10 protein-coding genes are annotated in these 10,440 nt (G+C 42.7%); 7 read left to right on the forward strand and 3 right to left on the reverse strand.

The genetic code is table 11. The annotated features are described in order from the left end of the window. On the reverse strand, positions 1-244 hold a 244-nt coding region (locus tag PENNN9_RS04325), incomplete at its 3' end, for a hypothetical protein (RefSeq protein WP_058368507.1). A 531-nt stretch (positions 245-775) separates the two neighbouring features. Between PENNN9_RS04325 and PENNN9_RS04330 the strand changes: the two genes are divergently transcribed. The 4 genes from PENNN9_RS04330 to PENNN9_RS04345 all read left to right on the forward strand — a co-directional run bounded on the left by PENNN9_RS04330 (position 776) and on the right by PENNN9_RS04345 (position 4,459). Then, positions 776-1,798: a DUF1852 domain-containing protein gene (locus PENNN9_RS04330; protein ID WP_058368508.1), complete on the forward strand. Its 1,023-nt coding sequence runs from the start codon at positions 776-778 to the stop codon at positions 1,796-1,798. 61 nt (positions 1,799-1,859) lie between these two features. Next, positions 1,860-2,888: a methionine synthase gene (locus PENNN9_RS04335; RefSeq protein ID WP_058368509.1), complete on the forward strand. Its 1,029-nt coding sequence runs from the start codon at positions 1,860-1,862 to the stop codon at positions 2,886-2,888. A gap of 134 nt (positions 2,889-3,022) precedes the next feature. Continuing rightward, entirely contained in the window at positions 3,023-3,538 is a 516-nt protein-coding gene (locus PENNN9_RS04340) for a flavin reductase (protein WP_058368510.1), read from the forward strand. An 87-nt stretch (positions 3,539-3,625) separates the two neighbouring features. Next, positions 3,626-4,459, forward strand: coding sequence for a sulfite exporter TauE/SafE family protein (locus PENNN9_RS04345; RefSeq protein WP_058368511.1), 834 nt, complete (start codon positions 3,626-3,628; stop codon positions 4,457-4,459). Between the two features lie 168 nt (positions 4,460-4,627). On the opposite strand, the gene PENNN9_RS04350 is transcribed toward PENNN9_RS04345, so the two are convergent. Both PENNN9_RS04350 and truC read right to left on the reverse strand, forming a co-directional pair. Further along, positions 4,628-5,101, reverse strand: a complete 474-nt coding sequence (locus PENNN9_RS04350; protein ID WP_058368512.1) for a hypothetical protein — start codon at positions 5,099-5,101, stop codon at positions 4,628-4,630. 132 nt (positions 5,102-5,233) lie between these two features. After that, the gene (gene truC / locus PENNN9_RS04355; RefSeq protein WP_058368515.1) at positions 5,234-6,013 is read right to left on the reverse strand and encodes a tRNA pseudouridine(65) synthase TruC; all 780 of its coding nucleotides are present in this window, start codon (positions 6,011-6,013) and stop codon (positions 5,234-5,236) included. A gap of 438 nt (positions 6,014-6,451) precedes the next feature. Between truC and PENNN9_RS04360 the strand changes: the two genes are divergently transcribed. The 3 genes from PENNN9_RS04360 to PENNN9_RS04370 all read left to right on the forward strand — a co-directional run bounded on the left by PENNN9_RS04360 (position 6,452) and on the right by PENNN9_RS04370 (position 10,374). Then, complete coding sequence (locus PENNN9_RS04360) at positions 6,452-7,339, forward strand: ABC transporter ATP-binding protein (RefSeq protein WP_082637986.1); 888 nt, start codon at positions 6,452-6,454, stop codon at positions 7,337-7,339. A gap of 96 nt (positions 7,340-7,435) precedes the next feature. Then, a complete protein-coding gene (locus PENNN9_RS04365; protein WP_058368513.1) occupies positions 7,436-9,118 on the forward strand; it encodes an ABC transporter permease subunit in 1,683 nt (560 codons plus the stop codon). A 263-nt stretch (positions 9,119-9,381) separates the two neighbouring features. After that, positions 9,382-10,374, forward strand: a complete 993-nt coding sequence (locus tag PENNN9_RS04370; RefSeq protein ID WP_156410066.1) for an ABC transporter substrate-binding protein — start codon at positions 9,382-9,384, stop codon at positions 10,372-10,374. Positions 10,375-10,440: the final 66 nt, after the last annotated feature.

Raw genomic sequence — 10,440 nt, forward strand, 5'->3', positions numbered from 1 at the left:
CATAGGCAGCTGCTTGTTGATCAGTTAATCCCGCTGTTTTAGCGGCTGCCAACAATTCTAGACGGTTAGTTTCGATATTTTTTAACCGTTCTGCCTCGGCTTTTTCAGCCTCAGTTTGCTCTACTATTGGAGGTAGTTTTGTAGATGGGTCTGAAAAGTTATTACTACCGCTGCTGCTACAGGCAATAATACTTACTGTTACAACAGCGAGCAAACTTGCTCTCGATAAATACTTTAGATTCATTTTTTTCTCCATTTAAGCATAGGTGTTTGTAATATTTCGATAGAAGAATTTTGTTCGGTTTGCTTTGGTATAGCTCTTAAAATATGTTTGGTTTTAATATGTTACTATATTGTATATAAAAGTGTACAGTAATAATTTCATGTTTGTTTATTGTTAGTTATTTTTAATTAATTATTCTAATTTTATTGTGCATTGGCCTACAGAGGTTGAAAACGTATCTAAATATTTATTCCAAAGAGAGGATAATTTATTTCAGTGTTTTGCATAACTTACTGATTTAAAAATTAGGAACTTACTTAGCTATGAACAATTCGGCAGAACCTTACGGATTATTAAAATAAGAGCTGCACATTAGTTTTAGAATAACGAAATTGTTGACTTCTAATCATTATGATGAATAACATGAATAATATTCATCTTATCTTAAAATAGTATCGTTTTTATTCATGTAATGCCTTAGGTATGATTCATCTCATACAGAAATTTGGTTTTATCTCAAATAATGAGAGTAGATTAAGGTAGTGGATTATCATGAGTAAACAATTTACATATTCTATCTCGAGCATTCGTTTTGATGAAAACTATCAGCCTGCAGACAGCACGCGTTTGACGACTAACTTTGCGAATTTGGCGCGTGGCGAAAACCGTCAAGACAACTTACGCAAGACGCTCGCCATGATAGACAATCGTTTTAATGCGCTGGCACATTGGGACAACCCAACCGCCGATCGTTACTCAGTAGAGGTTGATATCATCTCAGCTGACCTAGATATCGAAGGCCATGGCCGTACTTTCCCAGTCATCGAAACCTTAAAAACAACGATCGTCGATCATAAAGACAATACCCGCATCGATGGGATGATTGGTAATAGTTTTTCTTCGTATGTGCGCGATTATGACTTTAGCGTTGTGCTGCCAGAGCATTTCGAACAGAACCCAGGCACACCGCCCGCAGAGAGCTTCGGCGAACTGCATGGCAAACTGTTCCAACACTTATTGAACTCAGAGGCCTATAAAGCCAATTTTAATAAACAACCTGTCATTTGCCTGAGCGTATCCAGCAGTAAAACCTATCAGCGCACAGGCAATCAGCACCCTGTATTGGGTGTTGAGTATAAGCAGGATGAGCACTCGCTTACCGATGATTACTTTTATAAGATGGGCTTAATCGTGCGTTACTTTATGCCTGCAGGCAGTGTGGCACCCTTAGCATTTTATTTTGCAGGCGACCTGCTCAGCGACTACAGCGATCTTGAGCTGATCAGCGCGATTGCGACGATGGAGACCTTTCAAAAGATTTACCGTCCTGAGATTTATAATGCCAACTCGGCAGCGGGTAGGGTCTTTCAGCCAAGTTTGAACTATCAAGATTATTCACTCACGCAAATTGAATATGACCGTGAGGAGCGTAGCCAGATGGCAGTGACGCAAGGTAAATTTACGGAAAATGAGTTCATTAATCCATACAAAGCGATTCTTGATGAGTGGGCTGCAAACTATGTTGTTGCAAGCAATACTGTGCAAAAAGAAGCGGTTAAAAAACGCGCGGCTTAATAGACCCTTATCAACCGACATATAAAAGACTAAAAGACTAAAATATAAAAGAGTAACCAACATGAAGCTATTATTACCAACGTCAACAGCAGGCAGCTTGCCAAAACCGTCTTGGCTGGCAGAACCCGAGAAAATCTGGTCACCTTGGGCATTAGAAGGTGATGAGCTGATAGAGGCAAAACAAGATGCCCTACGTCTGACCCTACAAGAACAAAGACATGCAGGGATTGATATCGTCAGTGATGGTGAACAGACCCGTCAGCATTTTGTCACCACCTTTATCGAACATCTCGATGGCGTCGATTTTGAGAAACGTAAAACCGTTAAAATTCGTGATCGCTATGAGGCGAGTGTGCCGTCAGTGGTGGGTAGCGTAAGTCGCCAAAAGCCTGTATTTGTGGACGATGCTAAGTTTTTACGAGCACAAACTAATCAGCCAATCAAATGGGCGCTGCCAGGCCCCATGACCATGATTGATACGCTGTATGATGACCATTATAAAAGCCGTGAAAAACTGGCTTGGGAGTTTGCCAAAATTCTCAATCAAGAAGCCAAAGCGTTAGAGGCAGCTGGGGTAGATATTATCCAATTCGATGAACCAGCGTTTAATGTGTTCTTCGATGACGTCAACGATTGGGGCGTTGCAACATTGGAGCGTGCTATCGAAGGTCTTAACTGTGAGACAGCAGTACATATCTGCTACGGTTATGGCATTAAGGCCAACAACGACTGGAAAAAAACCTTGGGCTCAGAGTGGCGTCAGTATGAGCAAGCTTTTCCAAAGCTTCAGCAGTCAGCGATCGATATCGTCTCGCTTGAGTGCCAAAACTCACATGTGCCGATGGATTTGATAGAGCTTATTCGGGGTAAAAAAGTGATGGTCGGGGCAATCGATGTCGCTACTAATGATATTGAAACTCCTGAGGAGGTGGCTGATACGCTACGCAAGGCCTTACAGTTTGTCGATGCGGACAAGCTCTATCCCTCGACTAACTGCGGCATGGCGCCACTGTCTCGTGAGGTGGCGCGCGGTAAGCTACATGCGTTGAGTGCTGGTGCGACAATCGTACGTCAAGAGCTGACGGCTTAGTATTTATCCATGCGTCTGGCTTGTTTAAGCTTATGAGTGACCTCAGTTATTATTGAACTTATAGTTTTAAAATTTAATTATTGCAGGCTAAGTGCGCTTTAAAAATAAGCTGCGATAAATTTGGGATTAAAGATATGATTGAAGCCACTGATTTTAGAGATGCCATGGCGCTATTACCCACGGCGGTCAATGTTATTACCACAAACGGCCTCTCTGGCACTCATGGATTTACCGCCTCGGCGGTATGTAGCGTCACCGATACGCCGCCAACGCTGCTGGTTTGTATGAATCAAGCCGCGCGCTCACATGTGCATTTCGTAGATAACAAAGTCTTGAGCGTCAATGTGCTTGGAGCCCATCATGAACACATATCTAATGCCTTTGCCTCCAAGCTATGCTCTACAGATCGGTTTGAATATGGTAGTTGGACTGAGCTAAGCACTGGCGCGCCTGTATTGGTAGATGCTTTGGTTAGCTTTGACTGCGAGATTGAAGACATTCAGCAAGTGGGCACGCATAGTGTGTTTATATGCCGAGTGGTCGCCATTAAACACGCTAAGCCACAAGGCAGCACTGATGGCGGCCCTGATGAAAGCTTGGTATATTTTAACCGAGCCTATCATTACGTCGGTCAAGTCGAGACTATGTAAATGAGTGCTTGATTCAATGTATCTCATTTATATTGATCCAACTTTCAAAGCCATCTTATTACTTACTAACTAAGAAGACGCTATCTCGTGGAATTTCTCATTTTTTTAATCATCGGCGCACTAGCAGGGTTTGCGGCCGGACTGTTTGGCGTGGGCGGTGGCACTATCATTGTACCGCTATTGTTTATCGTTTTTACCCAAATGGGCTACGATGCCGATACCATCATGCATCTGGCTTTGGGGACATCGCTTGCGACCATCATCGTCACCTCGATCAGCTCATTAATGGCGCATAATAAAAAGGGCGGTGTCATGTGGCCGGTCTTTAAAAACCTCGCCCCCGGTTTGGCTCTAGGCTGCTTTTTGGGAGCAGGAATAGCAGGGCAAATATCAGGGTTATATCTGCAGCTCATCGTCGGGGTGTTTTTACTTTGGGTCGCTTATAGAATGTTTATGGGTGGCAAAAAGAAAGTAGCTGCCAATATCAGTAATACGACCAATATTAACGATAATAATCCAGCGTTGCCTTCAAAACCAAAACAATTGGCAGCGGGTGGGGTGATTGGTGTAGCATCGGCCATCTTTGGTATTGGTGGCGGCAGCTTAACGGTGCCGTATCTCACCCGTTATGGGGTCGTCATGCAAAAAGCAGTGGGCACTTCAGCGGCATGCGGTTTGCCTATTGCCATTGCTGGCGCGTTAGGCTTTATGTTCTTTGGTATGCAGCAGCATATTGATGTGCCCAATACCATTGGCTTTGTGCATATTTATGCCTTTTTGGGCATTGCGAGTATGAGCTTTTTTACTGCCAAAATTGGCGCTAAAGTCGCTCATATGCTTTCACCGCCTCTGTTGAAAAAGTGTTTTTCGGTATTGTTATTCGTAGTGGGGCTTTATTTTCTTTATAAAGGGCTGGTTTAGGTATGGCTTAGCGGTCTAATATAAGGGGTTCTCTTATAACAGTCTATTTTAGGTGGTCTATTTGTTGTTTAATGCTCTTAATTAAGTGGTTCCGTTGAGGTATACCAGCATAGTTAATTTTTTCTCTTAACGCTATCATTGATAATTTTATTGATCTAAGACAGTCTTTTAATTTTCTATATCCATTGTCCCAATTTTAGCCAATGTAGGGTTTAGACACTTTTTATCTCCTTGCTTTTCATATTCTATGCCAATGGGGCTTTGGGGTACGTAATCTGAATACTGACCATTTGTTAAAATAAAATCGCCCATCTTATAAATACGTCCATCTAAAATCAAAGTTTTGCTCGATTCATCCCATTTAACAATATCTTTTGGGTAGAGTGGAAACATAGCTGTGTTATAAATGCCATCTCTACCTACTAAGTATATACATCCATCTTTCCATGCAAATCTCCCCTCTACAACAACGGCTGATTGAGCTGGTCTTACCGGATTGACGTAGTAATAGAAAATGCTGGTCTTCCACGTAGGCTTCATGGTTTCTTGAATAGGTTTTATTTGTTCAGATCGTGTAGCCACTGTGGTTGTCGTACAACTGGTGACTAATAAGCTTGCTAAAATTAAAAATTGTTTTCTCATCTTCATCCTATAAATTCTTGTAACATAGTCGACATTTCATTTTGAAAAGTACACTGCTATGTACATTGATTTTATATAAATAGATTTAGAGTACTGATCGCAATATCTCATAGCCTAACGTTCAAGTCCTCACTAAGAGCTTGAATATTCAGCACTCTTGACCCAATCAAAAGCTTCCAAAATGTTTCTCCATTGATCGTCTAATTCCGCTTTTAGCACCAATGACTCACCAGTGACTGGATGACTGAGCGCTAAACTTTGCGCATGCAGCAGCATACGCGTACAATCATATTGAGTACGAAAAAATCGATTGTGCCGTCCGTCACCATGGCTAGTATCGCCTACTATAGGATGGAATAGATGTTTCATATGCCTGCGCAGCTGATGCTTACGTCCCGTCTCTGGCGTTAGACGCACGAGACTATAGCGGCTAGTATCATGCTTTCTTGATACCGCAAATGGCAGCTCAATTTGTGCTAGACGTTGCCAATGGGTCACCGCTTCTTGCGCAGGTTTGTCCAAGTCAGCAAATTTATCGGCGATGGCATCGGGCTTAAAGCTTAACGCATAATCAATACTACCTTGCTCTGACATAAAGCCGCGTACCACGGCCAGGTATTGCTTACTAACCTTGCGTTCAGTAAACGCCTCGGTCAGACTGCGCGCCACAGCAGAGCTTTTAGCAAAGAGCAACACGCCTGATGTCGGCCTATCCAACCGATGTACTGGATATACATGACACCCTACCGCATCACGAGTCAGCTGCAAGGCAAAGCGCGTCTCGCCCTTATCCAGCCAACTGCGATGGACGAGTAAACCCGCTTCTTTATTAATCGCTACCAAAAACTCATCTTCATAGATGATCTCTATTGGGTCGGCATGTTGGTCAGTGTTGCCGTTTTCGATGTCCATATCCATGTTCATGTCTTAAATGCCTATACGGTAGATACTATCATTATATAGCTACTGCCTTTTATACATATCGTTTTTACCGCATTTATAACGGTATAACAAATTTTTATCGTGTTTATAAGTTATAAATAATAAATGCGTGATTATATTGAAATATCGTCAAGTTATTACAATTTTCCATATTTTGATGCAAAAAAATCTACTGTGTTAGTAAACTATAAGGAGGGGGGAGTTAGCTATAAATAGTTACCCATCATACTAAATGTAGATAGTTGTTTTGAACTAAAAGAGAAGTTAAGTGGGTAAATCCTAAGTAGTATTGTTCAGTTAAGTCATCGTCTTGTCATATTACCTTCATCAAAATGTCATAACTAATGACTACACTGCTGACCTATCCAAGATAAGTACTAAAACTTTTACGCGATTAGGTGAGTGGATATGTTAGAGCTCAGGCAAGTGACCAAGAAGTATGATGACAAAGTTATCTTTGAAGATATATCACTAAAAATCAATAAAGGAGAGATCGTCTCGATATTGGGGCCATCAGGTTGCGGCAAGACCACCTTGTTGCACATGATTTTGGGCTTGACCGATATCAGTGGTGGCAGGATCGCCTACAACGGCGAGGATATTACCCGCGTCTCCATGAGGCAACGGGGCTTTAATATCGTCTTTCAGGATTATGCGTTATTTCCCAACCTGAGTGTCAAACAAAATATCGAATACGGTCTGCGTAATAATCCGAATATGAGCACACAACAAGAGGTCGATGAACTGGTCGACTTGCTCGATATCAAGGCGCATCTAAACAAGCGCGTTCATCAGCTATCAGGCGGTCAAAAGCAGCGTGTCGCGCTGGCTCGTACATTGGTGATGAAACCTAAGATACTGTTATTAGACGAGCCTTTATCGGCACTAGATGGAGTAATTAAGGAAACGGTCAAAGCGCGTATTCGTGAGATTGCAAAGCGCTATCAGCTGACTACCTTGATTGTCACCCATGACCCCGAAGAGGCGATGACGTTATCGGATCGTATCTTGCTGCTATCAGAAGGCAAGGTGGCGCAGTTCGCTCAGCCCGCTGAAATCATACACAACCCTGCCAATGATTTCGTCACCAACTTTATTCTTAACCAGCTCAATATCAAACGTCGTAATATCTTAAGCTTATTTGCTGATGGTCTCTCTGAAATCGACCCACTGAGCAAATACACGCAAACTCAAAACTATGGACAGTATGAGGCTGATGTTAGTTCCCGTCCTACAGACTCTCATACTGTCACCGCTCATGATAAGCAACAGTCAAAAAACGCGGTAAAAGGCTAAGCTGATAAAAGCCTGTAGTAACTGTATTGGTGACTGAGAGACTGACGATAGCTGTCATTCAGTAAAAACCTGACCATTTGATTGTTCTGGACGTTTATGAAGCTGAGTAACCCACCCCAAACAAAAGCCATTTGGCTATTTGTGACGATTTTATTCATCGTTTTTTTATTTGTACCCTTAGGTAAGATACTGGCGCTGTCACTAAATGTCGGCGATGGTATTGGCTTGGACAATTATACCGCCATCGCAAGTAGTGATGGCTTTCAGCAAGTGATGTTTAATAGTTTTTTTGTGGCGACGATGAGTGCGCTGAGTGCCACCGTGCTTGCTTTTATCTTAGCTTATACCGTGCACTGGACCAATTTACCAAAGGGCTTTAAAAAGGCCATCAAGGTTGCCGCCTTGTTGCCTATGTTGTTGCCCACGGTGACTTATGGTTTTGCCATTATTTATACCTTTGGCAAGCAAGGTCTGTTGACTCAAATACTCGGCTTTCAGTTGTTTGAACATATATACGGCTTTCAAGGAATGTGGCTTGGCTATACCATTTATACTTTACCTATCGCTTTTTTATTACTCAACAATACCTTTCAATATTTAGACAAAAAGTTCGTGATCGTCTCAGAATTAATGGGCGATTCGTCTCTGCGCCAGTTTGACATGACGGTGATTCGCCCGTTAATTGGTACTTTTGCCGCGGCCATGATTCAGTGTTTCTTTTTAGCCTTTACCGACTTTGGCATTCCGGCGTCCATTGGCGGGCAATATAAAGTCATCGCTACCGAGCTTTATACCCAAATACTAGGCGCGTCGCCTTCGTTTGAAAAAGGGGCAGTGGTCGCATTGTTTATGCTCATTCCATCGATATTGAGCATTGCCATACTCTGGTATGTCGCGCGCTTTAATGTGCGTTACGATTCGGTTGAAAATATCGACCTGCCTACTTCGAAAATCAAAGACCGAGTATTAGCCGTATTATCGAGCGCTATCTTGTTTTGCTTACTGATGGTTTTTGCGGTGATATTTATCATTCCATGGATCAAGACATGGCCTTATCAAATGCAATTCAGCACAGAAACCGTCAGCAAGGTTTTAGAATCTGCCAATCTCATGCGCGTCTACCAAAACTCGCTCATCGTCGCGGTATTGACGGCTGTCTTTGGCACCTTAATCACTTACTTTTCAGCACTGTTGTGCGAGCGCTCAGGTTTATTTAACATCGGTAAATTCAGCATCCAGAGCTCAGCATTGGTGACCAACACCGTACCAGGGATGGTGGTCGGTATTGCTTATCTTATGATGTTTTCAGGCTCTGCTGTCGCCAATACTATTTTTATTATCGTGATAAGCAACATCATTCACTACTTTGCCACCCCTTATCTGATGAGTAAAAATGCGCTGGCTAAGATGAATCTAGGCTGGGAGACGACGGCGAGCTTACTGGGTGATTCGTGGTTTGCGACGCTGCGGCGCGTGGTGATTCCCAACTCGTTTTTTACCTTAATCGAGGTGGCGTCCTTCTACTTTATCAGTGCCATGGTGACGATTAGCGCGGTTATCTTTATCTCTGGTGCCAAAACCATGGTGCTTACCACCAAAATCGTCGAATTGCAGCATTTTGCGCGCTTTGATGAGATTTTTATCTTATCGCTGATGATATTGCTGACCAATATCTGCGCCTTGATCCTGTTTGCCATCATTCGTCATCTATATAGCAGACGTCTCTACGGCATACCGAAAGCAACAGACGATACGATTATTGCGCCAACGACTGCTTAAGCATGGTTATAGGCAGTTCAAAATAAAAGGGATACGTTAAAAATTGCGTTCTGCTGGTATAAATTTTTCTCGCTTGCTGTGCGCTTTGCACTCCAGAGGCTTCAAAAAATTCATCCCAGCAGTACTGTGTTCTTTTTAGATTGAAACGACTATAGCAATTGATAACTATTTAGCTATCGAAAATATACCCAAACTTTACCCATTAAAACTCAATAAAATCTATAGGATAAAAAATGTTTCACTCAAAACGTTAATGGTGAGTCTTGCTTTCACTCAAAACGTTAATGGTGAGTCTTGCTTTCGGATTCACATTGGTAGGCTGTAGCTCAGCCGCTTCTAAGGACAATAGCGCAGAAGAAGTCATCATTTATAGTAACGCCGACGAAGAAGCGGTAGAAGTCATCCAAGCGGTATTAGATCAAGCAGGCTATGAAGGTCAATATATTTTCCAATCCTTTGGCACCGGTGAGCTTGGCGGGCGCTTGTTGGCGGAAGGTAAGAATATAGAAGCAGATCTTGTGACCATGAGCTCATTTTATTTAGAGAGCGCACAAGCCAAACATTCGATGTTTAAGGATGTCAGCTTTGAGGTCAATCCCCAAGTCGCAGTACCTAGTTACTATGCGCCCATTTTAAGCTTTACTGGAGCAATCATTTTAAATACCAAAGAGATGGCCGCGCAAAACCTACCCAGACCAACCAGCGCCAAAGATTTGGCAAAGCCCATTTATAAAAACAAAATTGCGATGGTTGATCCCAATGGCTCATCGACCGGTTGGTTATTTGTGCAGAATATCACTGCTGCCTATGGCATGGATGCCGAAGGACAAACACTCATGAATAGTATTCGTGAAAACGCCGGACCAAATTTAGAATTATCAGGATCAGGCCCATTGAAGAAAGTCATGGCAGGTGAGGTGCCAATCGGTTTTGGCATGCGTCATCAAGCCGTCGTTAATAAAGCAGAAGGGCTACCCATTGATTACATCGATCCAAGCGAAGGCAACTATACGCTGAGTGAGTCCGTTGCGGTCGTCGATAAAGGCGATAAAACCAATCAAAATGCCATGAAAATGGCTGAAGTCATCGTCAAGAATGCACGCCCCAAGCTGCTAGAGATATACCCAAATATCATCTACGACGGCGAGACGGTGGCATCTGAAAACCAAATCAAAAATGTAAAAACCTATGCTGAGCCGCTTACCGCTGAGCTATTAGATAGGCATCGGGCGTTTTTTCACGGTCAAAAGCTATAAGTTAGGCAGCGCTCGCTAAATGTTAAAACTTGTCAAATTAATTAAAATAGAAGAAAGTATGATGGA

This window comes from Psychrobacter sp. ENNN9_III (assembly GCF_001462175.1).
Lineage (GTDB): Bacteria > Pseudomonadota > Gammaproteobacteria > Pseudomonadales > Moraxellaceae > Psychrobacter.